21 protein-coding genes and 1 riboswitch are annotated in these 22,381 nt (G+C 71.7%); of the genes, 13 read left to right on the top strand and 8 right to left on the bottom strand.

Annotated elements, in window-relative coordinates; all coding sequences use genetic code 11:
- The first annotated feature begins 35 nt into the window (after window positions 1-35).
- Window positions 36-1,901: a cellulase family glycosylhydrolase gene (locus tag ACIRVH_RS07780; RefSeq protein ID WP_403949313.1), complete on the top strand. Its 1,866-nt coding sequence runs from the start codon at window positions 36-38 to the stop codon at window positions 1,899-1,901.
- Between the two features lie 56 nt (window positions 1,902-1,957).
- On the opposite strand, the gene ACIRVH_RS07785 is transcribed toward ACIRVH_RS07780, so the two are convergent.
- Entirely contained in the window at window positions 1,958-3,211 is a 1,254-nt protein-coding gene (locus ACIRVH_RS07785) for a YncE family protein (protein ID WP_403949316.1), read from the bottom strand.
- 138 nt (window positions 3,212-3,349) lie between these two features.
- Between ACIRVH_RS07785 and ACIRVH_RS07790 the strand changes: the two genes are divergently transcribed.
- The gene (locus ACIRVH_RS07790; protein ID WP_403949319.1) at window positions 3,350-4,012 is read left to right on the top strand and encodes a TetR/AcrR family transcriptional regulator; all 663 of its coding nucleotides are present in this window, start codon (window positions 3,350-3,352) and stop codon (window positions 4,010-4,012) included.
- Between the two features lie 144 nt (window positions 4,013-4,156).
- A complete protein-coding gene (locus tag ACIRVH_RS07795; RefSeq protein ID WP_403949321.1) occupies window positions 4,157-5,182 on the top strand; it encodes an alcohol dehydrogenase in 1,026 nt (341 codons plus the stop codon).
- A gap of 3 nt (window positions 5,183-5,185) precedes the next feature.
- Here the strand turns inward: ACIRVH_RS07795 and ACIRVH_RS07800 are convergent, their stop codons facing one another.
- A complete protein-coding gene (locus ACIRVH_RS07800) occupies window positions 5,186-6,415 on the bottom strand; it encodes a glycosyltransferase (RefSeq protein WP_403949939.1) in 1,230 nt (409 codons plus the stop codon).
- Window positions 6,416-6,621: 206 nt separating this feature from the next.
- Between ACIRVH_RS07800 and ACIRVH_RS07805 the strand changes: the two genes are divergently transcribed.
- On the top strand, window positions 6,622-8,577 hold the full coding sequence (locus ACIRVH_RS07805; protein ID WP_403949324.1) for a ricin-type beta-trefoil lectin domain protein: 1,956 nt from the start codon (window positions 6,622-6,624) through the stop codon (window positions 8,575-8,577).
- Between the two features lie 9 nt (window positions 8,578-8,586).
- On the opposite strand, the gene ACIRVH_RS07810 is transcribed toward ACIRVH_RS07805, so the two are convergent.
- Together ACIRVH_RS07810 and ctaD are read right to left on the bottom strand one after the other, a co-directional pair.
- Window positions 8,587-8,922: a hypothetical protein gene (locus tag ACIRVH_RS07810; protein WP_403949327.1), complete on the bottom strand. Its 336-nt coding sequence runs from the start codon at window positions 8,920-8,922 to the stop codon at window positions 8,587-8,589.
- Window positions 8,919-10,544 (bottom strand): cytochrome c oxidase subunit I, encoded by a 1,626-nt coding sequence (gene ctaD, locus ACIRVH_RS07815; RefSeq protein WP_403949330.1) that lies wholly within the window; start codon window positions 10,542-10,544, stop codon window positions 8,919-8,921. The genes ACIRVH_RS07810 and ctaD overlap by 4 nt, the downstream gene beginning before the upstream one ends.
- Window positions 10,545-10,650: 106 nt before the next feature.
- Between ctaD and ACIRVH_RS07820 the strand changes: the two genes are divergently transcribed.
- Together ACIRVH_RS07820 and ACIRVH_RS07825 are read left to right on the top strand one after the other, a co-directional pair.
- On the top strand, window positions 10,651-11,214 hold the full coding sequence (locus tag ACIRVH_RS07820; RefSeq protein ID WP_403949331.1) for an RNA polymerase sigma factor: 564 nt from the start codon (window positions 10,651-10,653) through the stop codon (window positions 11,212-11,214).
- The gene (locus tag ACIRVH_RS07825; RefSeq protein ID WP_403949333.1) at window positions 11,207-12,229 is read left to right on the top strand and encodes a CU044_5270 family protein; all 1,023 of its coding nucleotides are present in this window, start codon (window positions 11,207-11,209) and stop codon (window positions 12,227-12,229) included. The genes ACIRVH_RS07820 and ACIRVH_RS07825 overlap by 8 nt, the downstream gene beginning before the upstream one ends.
- Here ACIRVH_RS07825 and ACIRVH_RS07830 read toward each other — a convergent pair whose 3' ends face one another.
- Window positions 12,230-13,078 carry a bifunctional 5,10-methylenetetrahydrofolate dehydrogenase/5,10-methenyltetrahydrofolate cyclohydrolase gene (locus ACIRVH_RS07830; protein ID WP_403949335.1) on the bottom strand — a complete coding sequence of 283 codons (849 nt, stop codon included), beginning with the start codon at window positions 13,076-13,078 and terminating at the stop codon, window positions 12,230-12,232.
- Window positions 13,079-13,101: 23 nt separating this feature from the next.
- A riboswitch (ZMP/ZTP riboswitch) is annotated at window positions 13,102-13,182 on the bottom strand.
- Between the two features lie 27 nt (window positions 13,183-13,209).
- Complete coding sequence (locus ACIRVH_RS07835) at window positions 13,210-13,989, bottom strand: hypothetical protein (RefSeq protein ID WP_403949337.1); 780 nt, start codon at window positions 13,987-13,989, stop codon at window positions 13,210-13,212.
- Between the two features lie 120 nt (window positions 13,990-14,109).
- On the opposite strand from ACIRVH_RS07835, the gene ACIRVH_RS07840 reads away from it, so the two are divergent.
- Window positions 14,110-14,655, top strand: coding sequence for a MarR family winged helix-turn-helix transcriptional regulator (locus ACIRVH_RS07840; RefSeq protein ID WP_403949339.1), 546 nt, complete (start codon window positions 14,110-14,112; stop codon window positions 14,653-14,655).
- A gap of 24 nt (window positions 14,656-14,679) precedes the next feature.
- Here the strand turns inward: ACIRVH_RS07840 and ACIRVH_RS07845 are convergent, their stop codons facing one another.
- Window positions 14,680-15,045, bottom strand: coding sequence for a nuclear transport factor 2 family protein (locus ACIRVH_RS07845; protein ID WP_403949342.1), 366 nt, complete (start codon window positions 15,043-15,045; stop codon window positions 14,680-14,682).
- 171 nt (window positions 15,046-15,216) lie between these two features.
- Between ACIRVH_RS07845 and ACIRVH_RS07850 the strand changes: the two genes are divergently transcribed.
- From ACIRVH_RS07850 to ACIRVH_RS07865, 4 genes are all read left to right on the top strand, one after another.
- The gene (locus tag ACIRVH_RS07850) at window positions 15,217-15,522 is read left to right on the top strand and encodes a hypothetical protein (protein WP_403949345.1); all 306 of its coding nucleotides are present in this window, start codon (window positions 15,217-15,219) and stop codon (window positions 15,520-15,522) included.
- Window positions 15,523-15,694: 172 nt separating this feature from the next.
- The gene (locus tag ACIRVH_RS07855) at window positions 15,695-16,780 is read left to right on the top strand and encodes an S-(hydroxymethyl)mycothiol dehydrogenase (protein ID WP_403949348.1); all 1,086 of its coding nucleotides are present in this window, start codon (window positions 15,695-15,697) and stop codon (window positions 16,778-16,780) included.
- Window positions 16,780-17,409, top strand: a complete 630-nt coding sequence (locus ACIRVH_RS07860) for an MBL fold metallo-hydrolase (RefSeq protein WP_403949350.1) — start codon at window positions 16,780-16,782, stop codon at window positions 17,407-17,409. Before ACIRVH_RS07855 ends, ACIRVH_RS07860 begins: the two co-directional genes overlap by 1 nt.
- A 94-nt stretch (window positions 17,410-17,503) precedes the next feature.
- Entirely contained in the window at window positions 17,504-18,418 is a 915-nt protein-coding gene (locus ACIRVH_RS07865; protein ID WP_403949353.1) for an SDR family oxidoreductase, read from the top strand.
- A gap of 236 nt (window positions 18,419-18,654) precedes the next feature.
- Here ACIRVH_RS07865 and ACIRVH_RS07870 read toward each other — a convergent pair whose 3' ends face one another.
- Window positions 18,655-20,046, bottom strand: coding sequence for a pyridoxal phosphate-dependent decarboxylase family protein (locus ACIRVH_RS07870; RefSeq protein WP_403949356.1), 1,392 nt, complete (start codon window positions 20,044-20,046; stop codon window positions 18,655-18,657).
- Between the two features lie 61 nt (window positions 20,047-20,107).
- Here ACIRVH_RS07870 and ACIRVH_RS07875 point away from each other — a divergent pair, with 61 nt between their 5' ends.
- Window positions 20,108-21,505 (top strand): PLP-dependent aminotransferase family protein, encoded by a 1,398-nt coding sequence (locus ACIRVH_RS07875; RefSeq protein WP_403949358.1) that lies wholly within the window; start codon window positions 20,108-20,110, stop codon window positions 21,503-21,505.
- Between the two features lie 175 nt (window positions 21,506-21,680).
- On the top strand, window positions 21,681-22,376 hold the full coding sequence (locus ACIRVH_RS07880; protein WP_403949360.1) for a L,D-transpeptidase: 696 nt from the start codon (window positions 21,681-21,683) through the stop codon (window positions 22,374-22,376).
- The last annotated feature ends 5 nt before the right edge of the window (window positions 22,377-22,381 follow it).

Below are 22,381 nucleotides of genomic sequence, written 5' to 3' on the forward strand. Positions count from 1 at the left end.
TGACGCTGTCCCGGCATCCCCGGACTGTGGTGTACATGTCCACCATCAGGGCGCGTCTCTTTCTTGTCCTGGTCGTCCTCTGCGGACTCCTGACGGTGGCGGGTGCCCCGCCCGCCACCGCCGCCACCCCTGCCTCTCCCTCCGACTCGCTCTGGTTCGACGGCACCCCGCTCACCGTCCAGAACGGCCGCTTCACCGACGGCCAGGGCCGCGAGGTCGTGCTGCGCGGCTACAACGTCTCCGGCGAGACCAAACTGGAGGAGAACGGCGGCCTGCCCTTCGCGTCGGTCGCCGACGCCCGCAGGTCGGCGACCGCGCTGCGGGCCCTCGGCGGCGGCAACGCGGTCCGTTTCCTGCTCTCCTGGGCGCACGCCGAACCCGCGCGAGGCCGGGTGGACACCGCCTACCTGGCCGCGGTGACCGAGCAGATGCGCGCCTTCCTGGACGCGGGCATCCGGGTCTACCCCGACTTCCACCAGGACCTCTACTCCCGCCACCTTTTCAACACCGGCAGCTGGTACACGGGCGACGGCGCCCCCGAGTGGGCGGTGGACGCCGGAAGTTACCCCAAGGAGTCCTGCGGGATCTGCCTCTTCTGGGGTCAGAACATCACCCAGAACGCGGCTGTGCAGAAGGCGCAGTACGACTTCTGGCACAACAGCTACGGTCTGCAGGACGCCTTCCTCGCCACGGCCCGGACGGCCATGGCCTACCTCCGGCAGCACCTCACCGACGACGAGTTCGCGGGCGTCGTCGGCTTCGACCCGTACAACGAGCCGCACGCGGGCAGCTACGACTCCGGGCAGACCTCCCGCACCTGGGAACGCGACCTGCTCTGGCCGTTCTACGTGAAGTTCCGGGCCCGTATGGACGCCGCCGGCTGGCAGGACAAGCCCGCCTTCCTCGAGCCCAACCTCTTCTGGAACGCGAACATCTCCACCCAGAAGCAGGAGGGCGGACTGCTGGACGCGGGCACGCTCGGCCCGCGCTATGTCTTCAACACCCACTTCTACGACCAGAAGGCCATCTCCGGCATCCTGATGTGGGGCAAGGCGGCCGACGGCCAGTACGCCTCCGACTTCGGCACCGTCCGCGACCGTGCCTCGGCCGCCGGGACCGCGGCCGTGGTCAGCGAGTTCGGGCACCCGCTGTCCGGCACGGTGTCCGACAAGGCGCCCACCGTGCTCAAGGCGATGTACCAGGCGCTCGACTCACGTGTTCCCGGCGCGAGTTGGTGGACGAACCCGGCCGCGTCCGGTCCGGTGCTGTCCGGCTCGCAGTGGCAGTGGGACCTCTACAACGGCCGCCACCACGAGCTGATGAACGGCAACCCCGGCAAGGTCCTCACCTCCGGCGACGCCTGGAACGACGAGGATCTGTCCGCCGTGAAGCTCGACGACTCCGGGAACGCGACCCTCCGTCAGGACGCGCGGCTGCTCGACCGTGTCTACCCGAGCGCCACCGCCGGTTCGACGCTCGCCTTCACCTACGAGGACCGCTCCCGGGACGGCTCGGCGACCCTGACCTGGAACCCGGTCCCGAGTTCGCTGCCGAACGTGGCGCGGCTGGTGGGCTCGGGCCAGTACGGGCTGCTGGTGTGGCGCTCCGGCAGCGGCACCGCACCGACCGAACTGCACCTGCCGGCGTCCTTCCCCACCTCGGCGACCACCGTCGTCTCCGACCTGGGCACGGCCTACGCACCGCCCGCGTACACCGCGCAGACCCCGGTGGGCGTGGCCCCCGAGCCGGGCGGCACCGGCAGCCGCCGACTGCTGCTGACCGACGCGGACTCCGGCGTCCTGCACTACGCCCTGGTGACCAACGGGGCCACGGCGCCCTCGGCGGACCTGCTGAGCGCCGCCGGCTCCGAGCTGGCCTCCTGGGCGAAGGCGCACTTCTGACGGCGTCACGGCCTCCGGAGTGAGTGGGGGCACCCCGGAGGCCGTACAACAGCGGCTCAACTTCCGGCGGGACCGTTCCAGTCGGCCTGCACATGCCCCAGCCGGACGCGCTGCGGATGGTCGCCGACCGGGATCGACGTCACCTTCCGGCCGGTGGCGAAGTCGATCGCCGTGACCTGGTCGGCGCCGCTCTCGGAGACGATGCAGTCCTTGCCGTCGCCGCTGACCGTGGCCCAGTACGGCTTGGACGCCGGGACCAGCGTGCCCTCCTGGAGGGTGGCCCGGTCCACCACCGTGGCGTAGTCGTCCATGGTGCCCGCGACGCACAGCTTGGTGCCCGCGGGGTTCATCGAGATGCCGTGGTGGCGCGAGTCGTTGACCCAGGTGGTGCGGTCCTCGCTGGTCGCCGGGTTCTTCGGCAGCGTCTTGACCCGGGTGATCTTGTCGGAGGCCACGTCGTACTCCAGGAATCCGTTGAAGAACGACACCTGGAAGTACAGCTTCGACTCGTCGGGGGAGAAGACGGCCGGGCGCACGGCGTCCGAGAAGTCCTTCAGCCCGATCGCGTCCAGCCGCTGACGCATGTCGATGACCTTGACCTGCTTGTACGTGGTCGCGTCCACGACCGTGATGTGCCGGTCGCCCTTCGTCCAGTCCCAGGCCGGGTCGTCCAGGGCGGTGTTGACGTCCCCGATGGCCATGTTCCAGATGTACTTGCCGTCCTTGGTGAAGATGTTCTCGTGCGGCTTGTCGCCGGTCGCGAACGACCCCAGCTGCTTGCCCGTGTCGATGTCCAGCACGTGCACGGTGTTCGCGGTGGAGGCGGACACGGCGACCCGGGTGCCGTCCGGCGAGACGGCCATGTGGTCCGCTCGGTAACCGGCCACCGGGAAACGCCAGTTGATCTTCCCGGTGGCCAGGTCGATGGAGACGACGTCGGCGAAGCTCGGGCGGGAGACCACGACCGACCTGCCGTCGGGTGTGGAGTACATGTCGTCGGCGAACTGGTCGTGGCCCTCGCCGACGCTGTTGCGGATCGCCATGAAGTAGATCCACTTGATGGGGTCCGCGTTGATCGCCGCCATCCGCTGGTCCTTGTCCGGGATGACGTTGATCCGGCCGACCTTCGCGAAGTCGCCGGAGGACTTGATGACATCGGCGGTGCCGTCCCAGTTGTTGCCCACGAACAGCACCTCGCGCAGATCCGCGGCGTCGGACGAAGCCGCGGAGGCGGCGGTCGCCGGGCCGGCGACGGTCAGGACGAGGGCGGCGGCCACGGAGCAAAGGTGCCTGGTTCTGGAGGCAGGCATGACTGCTCTCTTTCCTCGGGGAAATCTGAACACGGTTGGATTCACAGTGAACTTACTGAAAAGTAAGGAGGGGGCACCCTTCTCGACAAGATGTGTGCACGACAAGATTGGTCATCGGTGGGTGACGGAGGGGGAAGCGTGACGGGGAGGCTCAAGGCGCCGACGGGCCGCTACGGCGGCAGGTCCGCCGAGGAACGGCAGGCCGACCGGCGCCGCCGGTTCCTGGCCGCGGCACTGCAGACGTTCGGTGACAGCCCGGGCTTCCGCGCCACGACGGTCGCCGCGCTGAGCCAGGCCGCGGGTCTGTCCACCCGCCAGTTCTACGAGGAGTTCCGCACCCTGGAGGACGTCCTCGCCGCGCTGCACCTGGAGGTCAACCGCTGGGCGGAACAGGCGGTGCTGGACGCGCTCGCGGCGGCCGAGGGGCTGCCGCTGGCCGAGCGGGTCGCCGTGCTGTTCCACGCCTACGCCCGTGACGTCACCTCCGACCCGCGCCGCATCCGGATCGCCTTCGTGGAGATCATCGGCGTCAGCGCCCGCCTGGAGGAGCAGCGGCTGGCCCGCCGGGCCCGCTGGGTCGACCTGATCCGCTCCGAGGCCGATGCGGCGGTCGCCCGCGGGGAGGCGGCACCGCGCGACTACCGCCTCGCGGCCACGGCCTTCATCGGCAGCGTCAACGGTCTGCTGCACGACTGGAGCGCCGGCTGGGTGGACGCGAGCCTGGACGAGGTCGTCGACGAACTCGTCCGCCAACTGCTGGGCATCCTGCGCCCGGAGGGCTGGCGCCCCGAGGCTGCCTGACCGGCCGGTTCGGTCCGGCCGAGGCACGTTTCCCCAGTTCATCGGGGGTGTGCTCGCAGGGCGCACGGGGTTCGACGCGCGCGATCGGCCCGGAGCTGGTCTGCTGGACCGGGGGGCCTACGTACCCGTTCTCCGGAGTGACGCATGAGTACCTACCGAGTCGCGCAGGTGACCGCCCCGGGCGGCACGTTCGAGCTGACCGAGCGGGAGGTGCCGCAGCCCGGGCCCGGCGAGGTGCGGATCGCCGTGGAGGCCTGCGGGATCTGCCACAGCGACGCCATCTTCTGGAACGCGGGACTACCGGGCGTGAGGTTCCCGGAAGTACCCGGGCACGAGATCGCCGGGCAGATCGAGGAGCTGGGCCCGGAGGCCCATGAGCGCGGCTGGCGGGTGGGCGACCGGGTGGCCGTCGGATGGTTCGGCGGCAGCTGCGGCCACTGCGTGCCCTGCCGTGAGGGCGACTTTGTCGTGTGCCAGAACCTGAAGGTCCCGGGATGGGCGTACGACGGAGGCTTCGGCGAGAAGGTGATCGCGCCCGTCGACGCCCTGGCCCGGATCCCCGAGGGGCTGTCCGCGAGCGACGCCGGGCCCATGGCCTGCGCGGGCGTGACCACGTACAACGGGCTGCGGCGCAGCGCCGCCCGGTCGGGGGACCTGGTGGCCGTGCTCGGCCTCGGTGGCCTCGGGCACCTCGGGGTGCAGTACGCGGTCGCGATGGGCTTCGAGACCGTGGCGATCGCCCGCGGCCCCGACAAGGCCGACTTCGCCAAACAGCTCGGCGCCCACCACTACGTCGACAGCACCTCAGGCACCCCGGTCGCCGAGGCGCTGCAGTCCCTCGGCGGCGCCAAGGTCGTCCTCGCCACCGCCGGGAACTCCGAGGCCATCACGTCCACCGTGGACGGCCTCGCCCACCGCGGCGAGCTGGTGGTCATCGGAGCGGACGTCGAACCGATGGGCATCACCCCGGTCCAGCTGCTGATGAGCGGACGGATCGTCCGCGGCCACCCGTCCGGCACCGCGCAGGACGTCGAGGACACCATGGCGTTCAGCGCCCTGCACGGCATCCGCCCGATGATCGAGCCAGTGCCGCTGGACCGCGCGGACGAGGCCTTCCAGAAGATGCTCGCCGGCGCCGCCCGCTTCCGGATGGTACTCACCGCCGGCTGAGGATCAGCCGCCCAGTGCGTTCACCGCGTCCAGCACCGGCGTCACCCCGTCCTCCGCACGGATCCGCGCGCCGAGCGCTCGGGCCCGCTCGGCGTACGACGCCTCGCGTGTCGCCCGGAGCAGCGCCGTGGACAGGGCGCCGACGGTCAGCCGGCGCAGCGGTACGGCGGCCGGGGCGACGCCCAGCGACACCAGCCGGGCGGACCAGAACCCCTCGTCGAACTGGATCGGGACCGGCACGGCCGGCACCCCGGCACGCAGGCCCGCCGCGGTCGTGCCCGCCCCGGCGTGGTGGACCACGGCGGCCGTCCGCGGGAAGAGCGCCGAGTGCGCCACCTCGCCGATGGTCAGCATGTCGTCGCCGTCCGCCGCGAGGCCGCCCCAGCCGCGCTGGATCACCCCACGCAGCCCGGCCCGCCGCAGCGCCGCCACGACCTGTGCGCTCAGCCGACGGGCGTCCGGCACGGTGGCGCTGCCCAGCCCGACGAACACCGGCGGCGGACCGGCGTCGAGGAACTCCCGTAGTTTGTAAGGGAGTTCATTCTCGGAATCGTACGGCCACCAGTAGCCGCACACGTCCAGGCCCGGCCGCCAGTCCCGGGGTCTGGGCACCACCAGCGGGCTGAAGCCGTGGTGCACCGGCCAGAGCCGCCGCTCCCGGGCACGCCGGGCGGGGCCGGTGCCGACCGGCGGCAGCCCGAGGCGGGCGCGGACCGCAGGCACGGTCGCGGCGAAGACGTGCTCCACGGCGAGGTTCACTCCGTGCCCGGCGAGCCGGTTGGTCGGAGCCCCGAACGTGCCACCACCGAGCACCGGAGGGGCGAACTCCTGGGTGGGGGCGAGGGGTTGCAGGTAGAGGCCCATGCTCGGCAGTCGCAGCCCCTCGGCGATGGCGTGCCCGAGCGGTGCCAGCGAGGCCGACAGCAGCAGCACATCGCTCTGCCGTGCCGCCGCCACCAGGTCGTCGGTCATCCGCCCCACCAGCCGCCGGGCCAGCTCGACCACCCGCACCAGCTTCCCGGCGCCGCTGGTGCTGCGGTGCAGCCCCCGGCCCCGCGGTGACTCCAGCTCCGCGCGCGGATCGACCGGCAGCGCGTGGAACCGCACCCCGGAACCCGCCACCAGCGGCTCGAAGCAGCCGTGTGTGACCAGGGTGACCTCGTGCCCGGCGCGGCCGAGCCGGTACCCGAGGCCGGTGTAAGGGGCCACGTCGCCCCGGGATCCCGCCGTCATGATGGCAACCCGCATGGCGGCCAGTATGGCGGCGCCGCGCCGTACAGCGGCCCAACGACCCGGCGCGCCCGACGACTTCACGCCTGCCGCATCCGTTGACTTCACCCCGGGGCGGCTCTACGGTCGGCGCGCAGTATGTTCGGTTAGCCGATCCTTGTTCGAAATCTCGATCGCCGATGTATGCCGTCCCGCACGCGGAGGAGCCGATGTACCCCCCACCCGGTCTCGCAAGACGCTGCAGAACCGCCGCCGTACGCGCCCTGGTCCTCGCCCTGACCGCGGCCGCCGCCCTCCTGTTCGCCCAGCCGGGCCCGGCGCAGGCGGCGACCACCCGTCAGGTGTCCGTCCCCACCGCCCCCATGGGCTGGGCCTCCTGGAACAGCTTCGCCGCGAAGATCGACCACAGCGTCGTCAAGCAGCAGGTCGACGCGTTCGTCTCGGCCGGACTCCCCGCCGCCGGATACCAGTACGTCAACATCGACGAGGGCTGGTGGCAGGGCACCCGGGACAGTGCCGGCAACATCACCGTCGACACCTCCGAGTGGCCCGGCGGCATGAGCGCCATCGCCGACTACATCCACAGCAAGGGTCTGAAGGCCGGCATCTACACCGACGCGGGCAAGAACGGCTGCGGCTACTACTACCCGACCGGCCGCCCCGCCGCCGCGAACACCGGCAGCGAGGGCCACTACGACCAGGACATGCTGCAGTTCTCCACGTGGGGTTTCGACTTCGTGAAGGTCGACTGGTGCGGCGGTGACGCCGAAGGGCTGGACGCGGCGACCACGTACAAGGCGATCAGCTCCGCCGTCACCAGGGCCACCGCCACCACCGGCCGCCCGCTGACCCTCTCGGCCTGCAACTGGGGCAAGAAGAACCCCTGGAACTGGGCGCCGGGCCTCGCCCCCATGTGGCGGACCAGCACGGACATCGTCTACTACGGCAACGCGCCTTCGCAGACCGACATGCTGTCCAACTTCGACCAGGCCCTGCACCCGGCCGCACAGCACACGGGCTACTACAACGACCCCGACATGCTGATGGTCGGCATGCCCGGCTTCACCGCCGCGCAGAACCGCACCCACATGTCCCTGTGGGCGATCTCCGGCGCCCCGCTCCTGGCCGGCAACGACCTCACCACCATGTCGAGCGAGACGGCCGCCGTCCTCAAGAACCCGGACGTCATCGCCGTCGACCAGGACCCGCGCGGCCTCCAGGGCGTCAAGGTCGCCGAGGACACGACGGGCCTGCAGGTGTACGGCAAGGTCCTCACCGGCACCGGGAACCGGGCCGTCGTGCTCCTCAACCGCACCTCGTCCGCCAAGGACATCACCGTCCGCTGGTCCGACCTCGGCCTCACCGGTGCCGTGGCGAGCGTCCGCGACCTGTGGGCGCAGCAGAACCTCGGCTCCTACGCGACGAGTTACACCACCAGCGTCCCCGCGGGCGGCTCGGTGATGCTCAAGGTGACCGGCACCGAGGCGGCGAGCAGCGGCTACAGCACCACGTCCACCGGCAAGTACACCGGCGTCGGTGCGGCGGGCACCGGCCTGGACGTGGTCGACCTCGCCTACACCAACACGGCGTCCACCGCCGTCACCGGCACGCTCCAGGTCAACGGGCAGACCGCGACCACCGTCTCCTTCCCGCCCACCGGATCCACCCCGGGCACGGTCTCGGCCCAGGTGCACCTCACCAAGGGATCCAGCAACTCCCTGACCCTGACCGGCGGTCCCACCCTGGGCACCCTCACGGTGAGACCCGTCCCCGGCACCAGTGGCACCCTGCTCGCCGGCAAGCAGTCCGGCCGCTGCGCCGACGTCTACGACAACACGATCACCAACGGCACCCAGGCCGAACTGTGGGACTGCAACGGTGGCGCCAATCAGGACTGGACCTACACCTCCCGCAAGGAACTCGTGGTCTACGGCGACAAGTGCCTCGACGCCTACAACCTCGGCACCACCAACGGCACCAAGGTGGTGATCTGGGACTGCAACGGCCAGAGCAACCAGCAGTGGAACGTGAACGCCGACGGCACGATCACCAACGTCCACGCGGGCCTGTGCCTGGACGCGTACAACGGCGGCACCGGCAACGGCACGTCCCTGGTGCTGTGGGCCTGCAACGGCGGCGACAACCAGAGGTGGTCCCGGACCTGACACCGCGGCCTAGGCGGCGGCGAGCACCAGCAGGCTCGTCGCCGCCGGCAGGGCGCAGCCCAGCACGCACCAGGCCACCAGCCGCTGCCGCAGCGCCCGGTACCTGGCCTCGTAGGTGTGCCGCAGCTCCTCGGCGCGTTCGGCGGTGCGCCGCCACGAGGTGCGGGACAGGGCCAGGTACTCCGTCTCGAAGAGCCGCTCCAGATCGTCCCGTTGGGTGTCGGTGAGCCAGCCGAGCCGGGCGGCCGCACGGGCCGCCGCCGTACGGCCCTCCTCCCGTGCGGCGGCGAGCAGCAGATGGCCCTCGATCTCCTGGACGAGCGCCCGTTCCTCTCCCGTGCTCATCGCGCGGTCAGCTCCCGCTCCTGCCGCCCGACCCGCGGATGGTGCAGGTCGAACGCCGGGGATTCGCTGCGGATCTGCGGGAGGGAGAGGAAGTTGTGCCGGGGCGGCGGGCAGGAGGTCGCCCACTCGAGGGAACGGCCGTAGCCCCAGGGGTCGTCGGTCTCGACCTTCTCGCCGTACTTGGCCGTCTTCCAGACGTTGTAGAAGAACGGGAGCATGGACGCGCCGAGCAGGAACGAGAAGATCGTCGAGACCGTGTTGAGCGTGGTGAGCCCTTCGACCGCCAGATAGTCGGGGATCCGGCGCTGCATGCCGTTGACGCCCAGCCAGTGCTGCACGAGGAACGTGCCGTGGAAGCCGATGAACAGGGTCCAGAACGTGATCTTGCCGAGGCGCTCGTCCAGCATCCTGCCGGTCCACTTCGGCCACCAGAAGTGGAAGCCGGAGAACATGGCGAAGACGACCGTGCCGAAGATGACGTAGTGGAAGTGGGCCACCACGAAATAGGTGTCGGAGGTCGGGAAGTCCAGCGGCGGCGAGGCCAGCATCACCCCGGTCAGGCCACCGAACACGAACGTCACCAGGAAGCCCGTCGCCCACAGCATCGGCGTCTCGAAGGAGAGGCTGCCGCGCCACATGGTTCCGATCCAGTTGAAGAACTTCACACCGGTCGGTACGGCGATCAGGAACGTCATGAAGGAGAAGAACGGCAGCAGCACACCGCCGGTGACGTACATGTGGTGGGCCCACACCGTCACGGACAGACCGGCGATGGAGATGGTGGCCGCGATCAGACCCATGTAGCCGAACATCGGCTTACGCGAGAAGACCGGGATGACCTCGGAGATGATGCCGAAGAACGGCAGCGCGATGATGTACACCTCTGGATGGCCGAAGAACCAGAAGAGGTGTTGCCACAGCAGGGCTCCCCCGTTCGCGGCGTCGAATACATGGGCGCCGAACTTGCGGTCCGCCTCCAGGGCGAACAGCGCGGCCGCCAGCACCGGGAAGGCCAGCAGGACGAGCACACCCGTCAGCAGCACGTTCCACACGAAGATCGGCATGCGGAACATGGTCATGCCCGGGGCACGCATGCAGATGATCGTGGTGATGAAGTTGACCGCGCCGAGGATGGTGCCGAAGCCGGAGAAGGCCAGACCCATGATCCACATGTCGGCGCCGATGCCCGGCGAGCGGACCGCGTCCGACAGCGGGGAGTAGGCGAACCAGCCGAAGTCGGCCGCCCCCTGCGGGGTGAGGAAGCCGCCCACCGCGATGAGCGAGCCGAACAGGTAGAGCCAGTAGGCGAACATGTTCAGCCGCGGGAACGCCACGTCGGGCGCGCCGATCTGCAGCGGCATGATCCAGTTCGCGAAACCGGCGAACAGCGGCGTCGCGAACATCAGCAGCATGATCGTGCCGTGCATCGTGAACGCCTGGTTGAACTGCTCGTTCGACATGATCTGCAGGCCCGGACGGGCCAGCTCGGCGCGCATGAGCAGCGCCATCACACCACCGATCAGGAAGAACGCGAACGCTGTGACCAAGTAGAGCGTTCCGATCGTCTTGTGATCGGTGGTCGTCAGCCACCGCACGGCCCTGATGTCTCTGATCCTCTTCACGCCCCGCCTGTGTCCGCGCCCGGCCCGTCGGTCACACTCGGACGGCGCGACGAGCATCACGGAAGAAGGGTGTGACGATCCGGGGGGTGCCGGACACGTACCGAACATGAGCAACGACGAGATCTTCGCCGCTGCCTATCGCGAGCACTACTGGGCGGTCAGCCGCTATGTCGCCAGGCGACTGCAGGGGCCGGCCGACGAGGTGGAGGAAGTGGTGGCGGAGGTGTTCACGGTGGCCTGGCGCCGCCGGTCCGACCTGCCCGAGGCGCCGCTGCCCTGGCTGTACGGGGTGGCACGCAACTGCCTGGCCAACGCGGTACGCGGCTACGGACGGCGGCGCCGGCTGGTGGACCGGCTGGGCAACGACGAGGCGGCGCACGGCCGGCACATCGTGGACAGCCCCGACATGGAGGCCCCCGGCGCCTGGGTGCACGAGGCGCTGGCCCGGCTCTCCCCGGCGGACCAGGAAGTGCTGCGCCTCGCGGCATGGGAGGAACTCGACGCCGAGGAGATCGCGGTGGCCCTCGGCTGCGGCAGACGGGCGGCGGTCATGCGCCTGCACCGGGCCCGGCGCCGGCTGAGAGCCGAGATCGACCGGATGCGGCCCGCCGCGGCAGCCCTGCCCGCCCCCGCCGAAGCGACCCTCTGCGAGGACCACCGACATGGCTGACGAACTCGAACTCCTCCGCCGCGCCAACCCGGTGCCGACCGACGCCCCTCACTTCGGCGACGGGCCGCTGGACCACCGCGCCGAGCGGCAGTTGGAGCAGCTGCTGCACGAGGACCGCCGACGGCGCCGTCTCCGGCTGCTTCCGGCGCTCCCCGGCCGTACCCCGCGCGCCCGGCTGGTCTGGGGTCTCGCCGCCACCGCCGTCGTCCTGGTGGTCGCAGTCAACGCCGTGCTCGGCGGTCCGAGCACACCGCGGGCCGTCGCCGCGCCGCGCCCGCTGACCGTCCGCCTGCACTCCACGCCCGTCCCCCTCAAGGAGATGGTCGCCCTGGCCGACGCGGCCGCGTCGGGCGGCTCACCGCGCCTGCGCAAGGGCACACACGTGCAGTCGTGGAGCCTCGGCATGAGCGACGGCAAGCACCCCGTCACCGTCCCGGAGGAGCGGGTGGTGCGCTGGCGGTCGGACGACAGCCACACCGAACTGGTCGTGGCGACCGACCCGCGCAGGCCGGGCCGCCCGGTCCTCACCGACGAGGGCGACGACCCGCACGAGGTGGCGGACGGTCATGTGGTCAGCCGGACGACGTACCCGCCGATGTGGAGCGACGTCCCGCCCGAGGGAACCCCGCCGCACACCGCGGCGCGTCTGCGGGCCTACCTCACCGAGATCGTCCGGCCCGAGATCAACCGCAGCACGGCCCCGCTGAAGACCGCCGAACTGTTCGACGCCGTCGGGGAACTGCTCGACCACTGGACCCTGGGCGCCCGCGAGTCGGCGGCCCTCGTCCGGCTGTTCGCCGAGGCCGAGGGGGTGCGGCCGGCCGGTGAGGTGACCGACCGCCTGGGCCGCCCCGGTCATGCGTACGTGTACGACACCCGGGGCGTCCGCCACATGCTGATCCTGGAACCGCGCACCGGCGCCGTGCTCGGCATGGAGACCACCTTCACCCGGGCCGAGCGCGCGTACCGGGTGAAGGCCGGGGACGTCATGGAGTACCGCGCCTGGATGCGCTGATCACACCCCGAGCTGCCGGGCGGCGCCGTCGACGGTCTGCTCCAGCAGCGTGGCGATCGTCATCGGGCCGACACCGCCCGGCACCGGCGTGATCAGGGAGGCCCGCTCCACGGCCGAGTCGAAGTCGACGTCGCCGACGTTCCCCGCGTTGTAGCCCGCGTCGACGACGACCGCGCCCGGCTTGATGTCCTGGCCCCGGATGAGACGCGGCCGGCCCACGGCGGCGACCACGATGTCCGCCTCGCGGACCGCGGCCGACAGGTCCCGGGTGCGCGAGTGGCAGTACGTCACGGTCGCGTCCCGGGCCAGCAGCAGCATGCCCACCGGCTTGCCGAGGATCGCGCTGCGGCCCACCACCACGGCCCGCTTCCCGGCCGGGTCGACGTCGTACTCGTCGAGCAGCCGGATGATGCCGCCGGGCGTGCAGGAGACGAAGCCCGGCAGGCCGAAGCTCATCGTGGCGAACGAGGCGAAGGTGACACCGTCGACGTCCTTCTCCGGCGCGATCGCCTCGAACGCGGCCCGCTCGTCGATGTGGTCGCCCACCGGGTGCTGGAGCAGAATGCCGTGCACGGTCGGATCGGCCGACAACTCCCGCAGGGTGCCGACGAGTTCGGCGGTGGTCGTGGCGGCGGGCAGCGCCACGTGCCGGGACTCGATGCCGGCCTTGCGGCAGCGGTTCTGCTTCATGCGGACGTAGGTGACGGACGCCGGGTCCTCGCCGACCAGCACCGTGGCCAGACAGGGCGTGCTGCCCGTCCGCTCGGTGAGATCGGCGGCCTTCTTCGCGGTCTCCTCGACGATGCGGCGGGCGAGGGCGGTGCCGTCCATGAGCCGGGCCTGTGTCATCTGCGCTCCTGAGCTGGGTTGACCTTCATCGCCCAGGCGCGCGGCATGCTCCACGGGCCGCTCCCCGGTGGTACTCCACCTCAGCGCCAGTCACGGCCCGCCCACAGCCTAACCGAGAGTGCGGGCGGCGCTCAGTCCGCGTCCGTGGGCCCGGGTGCCGTGGGATCCGCCCCGGCGAGGAAGGCGTCCGCCTGGGCGGCCAGCCGGTCCGCGCCGATCGCACCGGCCCAGCGGACGATCTCCGCCGCCAGCGCGACGGCGCCCGCCTCGTCGCCCGCGTCCCGGGCCAGCACGGCCAGCAGCAACTGCTGGGAGAGGGTGCCCGGCACCGTGCCTGCCCGGGCGCCCAGCGCGGTGGCTCGCCGCCAGCGCTCCCCGGCCCGCTCGCCGTCACCGGCGTCGTGGTCCTGGTCGCCGAGATGCCGCAGCGCCTCGCGGGCCAGCAGACCGTCCACGCCGGCCTCTCCGGCGCGCAGCGCGGCCGTGTAGTGTCCGGCGGCGGCCGCCCGCTCGGCGAAGTGGTTCTCCGTGATCAGCCCCCGGTACATCGCCGCCCAGCCCCGCCGCACCTCGTCCGGGGCGCTGTCGTGCAGCTCCCGCGCCCGGTCGAGGAGCGCGGCGAGCGCCTCGGGGTCCTTGCCGTCCGGGCCGATGCGCAGGGTGCCGTCGACCAGGAGCAGCCGGCCGTAGCTGTGCCTGAGCCGGAGGAAGCCGGTGTCCCAGTCGCCGTCCGGGAACTCCTTCTCCGCCGCCTCGAGCCGCTCGGCCGCGGTGTCCGTCCCCGCGAACCAGTCGCGGTCCAGGGCGACTTCGGCCGCGGCCCGGGTGATCCGTGCACGGGCGGCGGGATCGTCGGTGGCGGCCGCGTCGAGCAGCCGTGCGGCCCGCTCCCAGCGGCCAGCGACGCTCAACTCACGTGTGGCTCGGAGGAGTTCATCGACATCAACAAATGCGTGCGCTGCAGAGGTCATGCCGGGCAAAGTAGTTGGGCGAAAAATGATCCACAAGAAAACCACTGCGGGAGGCAGACAGTGCAGGACTCGGTGGACCGGCACGTGGCCGTCTGGGCGCGCGAGCTGGACTGGCTGGACCCGGTCAAGGAGGCGATCATCGCGAGGCTGGCGATCCTCGGCCGGCGCACCGGCCAGGCCCGCCGGGACGTGCTGGACTCCGACGGCCTCAAGTACTGGCAGTACAAGGTGCTGTTGATGCTGCGCAGGTCCGGGCCGCCGTACGAGTCGAGTCCCTCGCTGCTCGCCGAACGGCTCGGCCTGACCCGGGGAGCGCTGTCGGCTCGGCTCGGGGCCGTCGAGGAGGCCGGGCTGATCACCCGTACCCACGAGACCGGTGACCGCAGGCGGGTGCGGGTACGGCTCACCGGGGCCGGGCACGCCGCATTCGAGGCGCATGCGGCAGCGGAGGACGCGGGTGAGGGTGCGCTGCTCGCAGCACTGACCGAAGAAGAGCGGCGGACACTTGCAGACCTGTTGCGGAAACTGGTCCTGGCAGCCGAGAGCGGGGACGTGCCCGGCCCAACGTCGCCCGGGCCGAGAAGGTCCAGGTCAGCCGGGAGGTGACCTGGACCCTCGCGACCCTTCTCCCTACTCGTCCCATGCCTGGATCAGAATCTGTTCGGCGATCTTCCCGTCACGCAGGGTGATCATGGACTCGGCGAGGACCCGCGTGCCGTCCTCGTACTCGCAGGACTCGGAGAAGGCGGCACGATCGCCCTGGATGACGCAGTGGTCCAGCTTGTGCGTCATGTCGCGGCTGTAGACGTCGTCGAGCAGCTCGGCTATCTCGCGCCGACCGTGCAGGACCTTGGGATGACTTGGCTGGGTGTTGCGGTCGATGATGCGGATCTCGGCGTCGTCCGCGTAGAGGGCGAGCAGGGTGTTCCCGGTGTTCCCTTCTATGCCCCGGCGCAGTGTCTCGGTGTCGAAGGTGGAGCCTGTCGCAGCGCCCATGGTGACCTCCTTAAGGCGCCCATGGCCCGGCGGGAACAGGCCGCACGGGCCCCACCTCCGAGAGTCCTCCGCCCCGGCGGCAACGGCAAGCGCAGCCGAGGCGGTCCGCCTGACGGGTGAGCGGCGGCCGGGGGCCGTGTCCGGGCCGGGCCCGCCGCCGTTGCTGAGGGCATGATCTCAACACGACGTATCGTCGCCGCCGTCGGTCTGGCCGTCGGCGTCACGGGCCTCGCCGCTCCGCTGGCGAACGCGGCCGACGCGAGCGCATCGAACTCCGGGCGGATCAACCCGATGACCATGGTGGACTCGCTCGCCGTCAGCGACATCCCCGCACAGCACCAGGGGCAGATCCCGCGGGTCTCGGACCAACTCCGCCCGCTGAACCAGGTCAGCGAACTGCAGCGGCTGAACGAGCTGCACCAGCTCACCGACCTCGTCGCGCCCGTGACCGGTCTGCTGCCCGCCGTCCAGGCCTGAGCCCCCCCACGCACCCGAGGGCCGTCCCGCCCGGGACGGCCCTCACCGCTGCCCGCCCGGACCACGCGGCGACGGCCGAAAGATCCACTGTCGCCGTCGTGGTCCATGCCGTCGACGGGCCCTCGCGCGTAGGGTCGGCTCCGAAGGCACATCGAGGAAAAGGGGCCAGGCCATGGCGCAGGAAGTACGCGGCGTGATCGCACCGGGGAAGGACGAGCCCGTACGGGTCGAGACGATCGTGGTCCCGGACCCGGGACCCGGCGAAGCCGTCGTACGCGTCCAGGCCTGCGGTGTCTGTCACACCGATCTGCACTACAAACAGGGCGGCATCTCGGACGAGTTCCCCTTCCTGCTCGGCCACGAGGCCGCCGGCGTGGTGGAGTCGGTCGGCGAGGGGGTCACCGATGTGGCGCCCGGTGACTTCGTCGTCCTCAACTGGCGTGCTGTGTGCGGAAATTGCCGGGCCTGCCTGCGCGGCCGCCCCTGGTACTGCTTCAACACCCACAACGCGAAGCAGAAGATGACCCTGACCGACGGCACGGAGCTGTCGCCGGCCCTCGGCATCGGCGCGTTCGCCGAGAAGACGCTGGTCGCGGCCGGACAGTGCACCAAGGTCGACCCGGCCGTCTCCCCGGCCGTGGCCGGGCTGCTCGGCTGCGGCGTGATGGCCGGCATCGGCGCCGCCATCAACACCGGGGGCGTCGGCCGCGGCGACTCGGTCGCCGTCATCGGCTGCGGTGGCGTCGGTGACGCGGCCATCGCCGGGTCGAACCTCGCCGGCGCGGCCCGGATCATCGCCGTGGACATCGACGACCGCAAGCTGGAGAAGGCCCGCACGCTGGGCGCCACCCACACGGTCAACTCCAAGGAGACCGACCCGGTCGAGGCGATCCGAGAGCTGACCGGCGGCTTCGGCGCCGACGTCGTCATCGAGGCGGTCGGCCGTCCCGAGACGTACAAGCAGGCCTTCTACGCCCGCGATCTGGCCGGCACCGTCGTCCTCGTCGGCGTCCCCACCCCCGAGATGAAGCTCGAACTGCCGCTGCTGGACGTCTTCGGGCGCGGCGGCGCGCTCAAGTCCAGCTGGTACGGGGACTGTCTGCCCTCCCGGGACTTCCCGATGCTGATCGACCTCCATCTCCAGGGCCGCCTGCCGCTGGACGCGTTCGTCACCGAGACCATCCAACTCGACGAGGTGGAGAAGGCGTTCGAGCGGATGCACCAGGGCGACGTGCTGCGCTCGGTGGTGGTGCTGTGATGACCGCCCGCATCGAACGCCTCGTCACCTCCGGCCAGTTCACCCTCGACGGCGGCACCTGGGACGTCGACAACAACGTGTGGATCGTCGGCGACGACCACGAGGTGGTCGTCATCGACGCCGCCCACGACGCCGAGGCCATCGCCCGCGCCGTCGGCGACCGCCGGCTCACCGCCATCCTGTGCACCCACGCCCACAACGACCACATCGACGCGGCCCCCGCCCTCGCCGACCTCACCGGCGCCACCATCTGGCTCCACCCGGACGACCTGCCGCTGTGGAAGCTCACCCACCCCCACCGCGACCCCGACCGCCATCTCGACGACGGCCAGGTCATCGAGGCCGCCGGCGCCGACCTGACGGTTCTGCACACCCCGGGCCACGCCCCCGGCGCCGTCTGCCTGTACGACCCCGGGCTCGGCGTCGTCTTCAGTGGCGACACCCTCTTCCAGGGCGGCCCCGGCGCCACGGGACGCTCGTACTCCCACTTCCCGACGATCATCGAGTCCATCCGCGACCGGCTCCTCACTCTCCCGCCGGAGACCAAGGTCCTCACCGGACACGGCGACTCCACCACGATCGGCGCCGAGGCACCCCACCTGGAGGAGTGGATCGCACGCGGGCACTGACCGGACTGCACCGCTGAGAAAAGGCGACAGGAGATGTCCGGCATTGCCGTGAGAGTGGACGACGACGAGAGTCGTACCGCACGGGAGGTCGGACATGGCAGGGCCGCTGGAAGGCAAGGTAGCGCTGGTCGCGGGGGCGACCCGGGGCGCGGGGCGAGGCATCGCCGTGGAACTCGGCGCGGCCGGCGCCACCGTCTACGTCACCGGACGCAGCACCCGAGCCCACCGCTCCGAGTACGACCGCCCCGAGACCGTCGAGGACACCGCCGATCTCGTCTCGGCGGCGGGCGGACACGGCGTCGCCGTCCCCGTCGATCACCTGGACAAGTCCGCGGTGCGGGCCCTCGTGGACCGCATCGCCGACGAACAGGGCCGCCTGGATCTCCTCGTCAACGACATCTGGGGCGGCGAGAAGCTCTTCGAGTGGGACACGCCGGTGTGGGAGCACGACCTCGACAACGGGCTCCGGCTGCTCCGGCTCGCGGTCGAAACGCACGCCGTCACCAGCCACTTCGCGCTGCCGCTCCTGCTGCGCCACCCGGGCGGACTGGTCGTGGAGGTCACCGACGGCACCGCCGAGTACAACCGCGACACCTACCGCGTGAACCTCTTCTACGACCTCGCCAAGGCCTCCGTGCTGCGCATGGCCTTCGCGCTCGGCCACGAACTCGGCCCGCGCGGCGCCACCGCCCTCGCGCTGACCCCCGGCTGGCTGCGCTCGGAGATCATGCTCGACGCCTTCGGTGTACGCGAGGACAACTGGCGCGACGCCCTCGACCGCGAACCGCACTTCGCCATCTCCGAGACCCCCCGCTTCGTCGGCCGCGCCGTCGCCGCGCTGGCCGGCGACCCCGAGGTGGCCCGCTTCAACGGGCAGTCCCTCTCCAGCGGCGGCCTCGCCCGGGAGTACGGGTTCACCGACCTCGACGGCAGCCGTCCCGACGCCTGGCGGTACCTGGTCGAGGTGCAGGACCCGGGCAAGCCGGCGGACGTGACCGGATACCGGTGAAACCGAGCCCGTACGGACCTACGGCCACCCCACGACCGAGCTCAAGCGCGTCACAGGACAGGGAGTTCTCGTCACCGGCGCCGCCACCGCCCGGCGGCTCGCCGAGGAGGGCGGGCGGGTGCCCGTGAACGACCGGGACGGGACCGAGGCGGAGCGGACCGCGGCCGCGCTGCGCCGACTCGGCCCGACGGCCGTGCAGACCGGGTTCCGCACCGCCCTCGAACAGTCCTGAGCCGTCAGCCGGAAGCCGTCGTGAGCACGTCCAGGACGCGGCGGACGTCGGCCTCGGTGGTGCGCCAGTTGCTGAACGCGGCCCGCAGCGCGGGCACCCCGCCGTACACGGTCGGCGTCAGGAACGCCTCCCCGGACTCGGCGACCGCCCGCGCCAGCGCGGCCACCCGCTCCTGCGCCGGCTTCTCCTCGGCGAGCGTGAAGCAGACGACGTTGAGCCGGACCGGGGCCGGCAGGCGCAGGCCCGGCAGGGCGTCGACGCCCTCGCCCAGCCGGCGGGCGAGGGCCACGTTCCGCTCGACGATCTCGCGGTGCCCGGCCCGGCCGTAGGCCGCCAGGGAGAACCAGGCCGGCAGGGCGCGCAGCCGCCGGGAGTTCTCCGGGGTGAGGTGCAGGAAGTCGGGCTCGCCGGTGGGCAGGCCCAGGTACGGCGAGGCGTTGTGGAACACGGCGACCTGGAGGTCGCGGCGGCGGGTGAACTGGACGGCCGCGTCATAGGGCACGTTGAGCCACTTGTGCAGGTCCACGCAGACCGAGTCGGCCGCGTCCAGCCCGTCGACCAGAGCGGCGTACTCGGGGGAGAGGGCGGCGAAGCCGCCGAACGCGGCGTCCACGTGCAGCCAGAACTCGTGGCGCTCCTTCAACGCGGCGATCGCCCGCAGGTCGTCGAAGTCGACGGTGTCCACGGTCCCCGCGTTCGCGACGACGATCGCGGGCCGCCCGCCCAGCCCCGCCAGTGCGGTGTCCAGCGCGGCCACGTCCACGGCCTCCCGGTTGCCCGGCAGCAGCGGCACCCGCCGCAGCCGGTCCCGGCCGATGCCCAGCACCGACAGGGCCTTCACCACGCTGGAGTGCGGACTGCCGGAGAGCACGTCGACCGGGCCGAGCGCGGCGGCCCCCGCCCGGGAGACGTCCACCCCGAGCCGCTCGCCGAGCCACTCGCGGGCGATCGCAAGACCGACCGTGTTGGACACCGTCGCTCCGGTCACGAACGCCCCGCTGTGCGCCTCGCCCAGCCCGAACAGCTCGCGCAGCCACGCCACGGTCTCCCGCTCCAGCTCCGCCGCCCAGGAACCGACCGCCCCGGACACGTTCTGGTCGAACGCGGAGGTCAGCCAGTCCCCGGCGACCGACGCGGGGGTCGCGCCGCCGGTGACGAAGCCCAGGTAGCGGGGCCCGGCCGAACCGGAAAAGCCCGGCGCCCATCGCTCGGCGAACCGCGCGAGGGCGCCCGCGCCGCCCGCGCCCTCGTCCGGGAGGGGCGCACGCCCGGGCGGCCGACCGGGTGCGGCGACCGGCCGCTCGGCCAGGCCCGCGACCTCATCGGCGGCGAAGTCACGGGCGGACTGCAGGAGTTCGGGAAGCCGGGCGAGATCGTCGGCGAGTGTGGGGTGCATGAGCCGCAGCGTAGGCCCGACGCGAGCCGTACAACTGGTCCACTTGAGCGAAACTGGACCAGTGAACACAGGTTTCGTCGCCGCGCTCGATGACTGGCGTGCCCGGCCCGGCCCGCGCGCCCGCTCCCTCGCCACGGCGGTGCGCGAGGCGGTCGTCGACGGGCGGCTCCCGGCCGGCTCCCGGCTGCCCTCGGAGCGGGAACTCGCCCGCACCCTGCACCTGAGCCGTGGCACGGTGGTGGCCGCGCTGACCCTGCTGCGCGACGACGGCTGGCTCGCCACCCGGCACGGCAGCGGCAGCGTCGTCCGCCTGCCCGCCCGGCTCACCGAGCGCACCACGCCCTGGTCCCAGGACCGGGGCGGCGCCCCGGGCGCCGACCTCGACCTCACCCTCGCCGTCACCGCCGCACCCCACGAGGCCTTCCGCACCGCCCTCGCCCACGCCGCCGAACGCAGCGCCGCCCTGCTCGTCGACTCCGGCGTCACCGGCGCCGGCCTGCCCCGCCTGCGCGAACTGCTCGCCGACCGCTACACCCGCGCCGGGCTCGCCACCCGCCCGGAGCAGATCCTCGTCACCGCGGGCGCCCAGGCCGCCCTCACCCTGCTCCTCGACCACCTCCACACCGACCGCCGGTCGCCCGTCGTCGTGGAGAACCCCAGCTACCCCGGCGCCCTCGCCGTCCTGCGGGCCCGCCGCACCCGCCTGCTGGCCGTCCCCGTCACGGCACCCGACGGCTGGGACACCGCCCGCCTCACGGACGCCGTACGCCGCCACGGTCCCCGACTCGCCTACCTGATGCCCGACTTCCACAACCCGACCGGCGCCCACATGGACGCAGCGACGCGCCGTGCGATCGCCGCCCTCGCCGACCGGTACGGGATGACCCTCCTCGCCGACGAGACGATGCGCGACCTGGACCTGAGGACACCGCCCGGCACCGAACCCCACCTCGCCGGGGCCCGGGTGATCCAGATCGGCTCGGCGAGCAAGACCCTGTGGAGCGGCCTCAGGGTCGGCTGGATCAGGGCGAGCGCGGACCTCGTACGACAGCTGCGGCTGAGCCCGCTCCAGGCTCAGCTCTCCCCGCCCCCGCTGGAGCAGCTCATCGCCGCCGAACTCCTCGGCGCACCGCTCCCGGACCTCCTCGCCGACCGCCGCGACCGGCTGCGCGCCCAGCGCGACCACCTCGCCGGCCTGCTCACCGAGACCGGATGGACGTACACCGTCCCGGACGGCGGCCTCACCCTGTGGCTGCGCCTCGGCGCGGGCACGAGCGCCACCGACCTCGCGGCCCGGGCCGCCGCACACGGACTCGCCGTGACCCCGGGCCCGCACTTCGCCGTCGACCGCACCACCCTCGTCCGCCACCTGCGCCTGCCGTTCACGGCGACGGAGGAGACGCTGACGCGGGCGGTGGGCCTCTTGCGCGCGTGCTCGGGGAGCCCCGAAACCGCCTGACCCGGCCTCCGCGCGGCGACGAAGCGGCGACGAAGTTCACCGTTCCGTCACAGCGTGGCCGGAACTACAACCGTCGGCTCGGGCGGCAGGTCTAGTAGGCCGAGAGCACGGGAATCCGAAGGGGACCACCCGGGGGAGGCCCTGGGAACACAGGGGAGAAGGGGAAGGGGTCGACATGGGGGACATACGCAGACGAGGTGTCGTCGCACTCGGCGTCACCGCACTGGTGGCGCCGCTCACGCTTGCCTTCACCGCGGCACCGGCCCAGGCCGCGAGCTGCACCACGCAGGCGGGGCCGTACCAGAAGCAGGTGGAGAAGTTCCTCGGCCGCCCGGTCGACGGAAAGCAGTCCTCCACCGACTGCAGGGCCATCCAGGCCTTCCAGAACAAGCACGGCATCACACCCGCCATCGGCTACGCCGGGCCCGTCACCTGGGGCGTGATGGACCTGATGAACAAGCAGAAGGCCGTCGGGAACAACCCGAACAAGGACGGCAAGTGCCCGGTGAACAAGGGCCGTATCGCCTGCGTGAACCTCTCGCTCCAGCTGAGCTGGATCCAGGACGGCAACAGGCTCGTCTACGGGCCCGTGCCGGTGCGCACCGGACGGAACGGGTACGAGACCCGTACCGGCCTGAAGAAGATCTACTGGCGGGACATCGACCACGTCTCGGACATCTACGACGTGCCGATGCCCTACAGCCAGTTCTTCGACGGCGGCCAGGCCTTCCACTCCGTGAACCTCAGCATGTGGAACCCGCCGGGCTCCCACGGCTGCGTCAACATGACCACGACGGAGGCCAAGAAGTACTGGTCGTTGCTGAAGACGGGCGACGACGTCTTCGTGTACGGCCGCAAGCCGGGCACCTGAGCCGC

This window comes from Streptomyces sp. NPDC101165 (assembly GCF_044768135.1).
In the GTDB taxonomy this organism is placed as follows: domain Bacteria; phylum Actinomycetota; class Actinomycetes; order Streptomycetales; family Streptomycetaceae; genus Streptomyces.

What these genes read in the sequence shown, in the direction of transcription:
- ACIRVH_RS07780 (WP_403949313.1), top strand. Translation starts at nt 36, where the DNA reads ATGTCCACCATCAGGGCGCGTCTCTTTCTTGTCCTGGTCGTCCTCTGC.
- ACIRVH_RS07785 (WP_403949316.1), bottom strand. Translation starts at nt 3,211, where the DNA reads ATGCCTGCCTCCAGAACCAGGCACCTTTGCTCCGTGGCCGCCGCCCTC.
- ACIRVH_RS07795 (WP_403949321.1), top strand. Translation starts at nt 4,157, where the DNA reads ATGAGTACCTACCGAGTCGCGCAGGTGACCGCCCCGGGCGGCACGTTC.
- ACIRVH_RS07800 (WP_403949939.1), bottom strand. Translation starts at nt 6,415, where the DNA reads ATGACGGCGGGATCCCGGGGCGACGTGGCCCCTTACACCGGCCTCGGG.
- ACIRVH_RS07805 (WP_403949324.1), top strand. Translation starts at nt 6,622, where the DNA reads ATGTACCCCCCACCCGGTCTCGCAAGACGCTGCAGAACCGCCGCCGTA.
- ACIRVH_RS07810 (WP_403949327.1), bottom strand. Translation starts at nt 8,922, where the DNA reads ATGAGCACGGGAGAGGAACGGGCGCTCGTCCAGGAGATCGAGGGCCAT.
- ACIRVH_RS07820 (WP_403949331.1), top strand. Translation starts at nt 10,651, where the DNA reads ATGAGCAACGACGAGATCTTCGCCGCTGCCTATCGCGAGCACTACTGG.
- ACIRVH_RS07825 (WP_403949333.1), top strand. Translation starts at nt 11,207, where the DNA reads ATGGCTGACGAACTCGAACTCCTCCGCCGCGCCAACCCGGTGCCGACC.
- ACIRVH_RS07830 (WP_403949335.1), bottom strand. Translation starts at nt 13,078, where the DNA reads ATGACACAGGCCCGGCTCATGGACGGCACCGCCCTCGCCCGCCGCATC.
- ACIRVH_RS07845 (WP_403949342.1), bottom strand. Translation starts at nt 15,045, where the DNA reads ATGGGCGCTGCGACAGGCTCCACCTTCGACACCGAGACACTGCGCCGG.
- ACIRVH_RS07850 (WP_403949345.1), top strand. Translation starts at nt 15,217, where the DNA reads ATGATCTCAACACGACGTATCGTCGCCGCCGTCGGTCTGGCCGTCGGC.
- ACIRVH_RS07855 (WP_403949348.1), top strand. Translation starts at nt 15,695, where the DNA reads ATGGCGCAGGAAGTACGCGGCGTGATCGCACCGGGGAAGGACGAGCCC.
- ACIRVH_RS07860 (WP_403949350.1), top strand. Translation starts at nt 16,780, where the DNA reads ATGACCGCCCGCATCGAACGCCTCGTCACCTCCGGCCAGTTCACCCTC.
- ACIRVH_RS07865 (WP_403949353.1), top strand. Translation starts at nt 17,504, where the DNA reads ATGGCAGGGCCGCTGGAAGGCAAGGTAGCGCTGGTCGCGGGGGCGACC.
- ACIRVH_RS07870 (WP_403949356.1), bottom strand. Translation starts at nt 20,046, where the DNA reads ATGCACCCCACACTCGCCGACGATCTCGCCCGGCTTCCCGAACTCCTG.
- ACIRVH_RS07880 (WP_403949360.1), top strand. Translation starts at nt 21,681, where the DNA reads ATGGGGGACATACGCAGACGAGGTGTCGTCGCACTCGGCGTCACCGCA.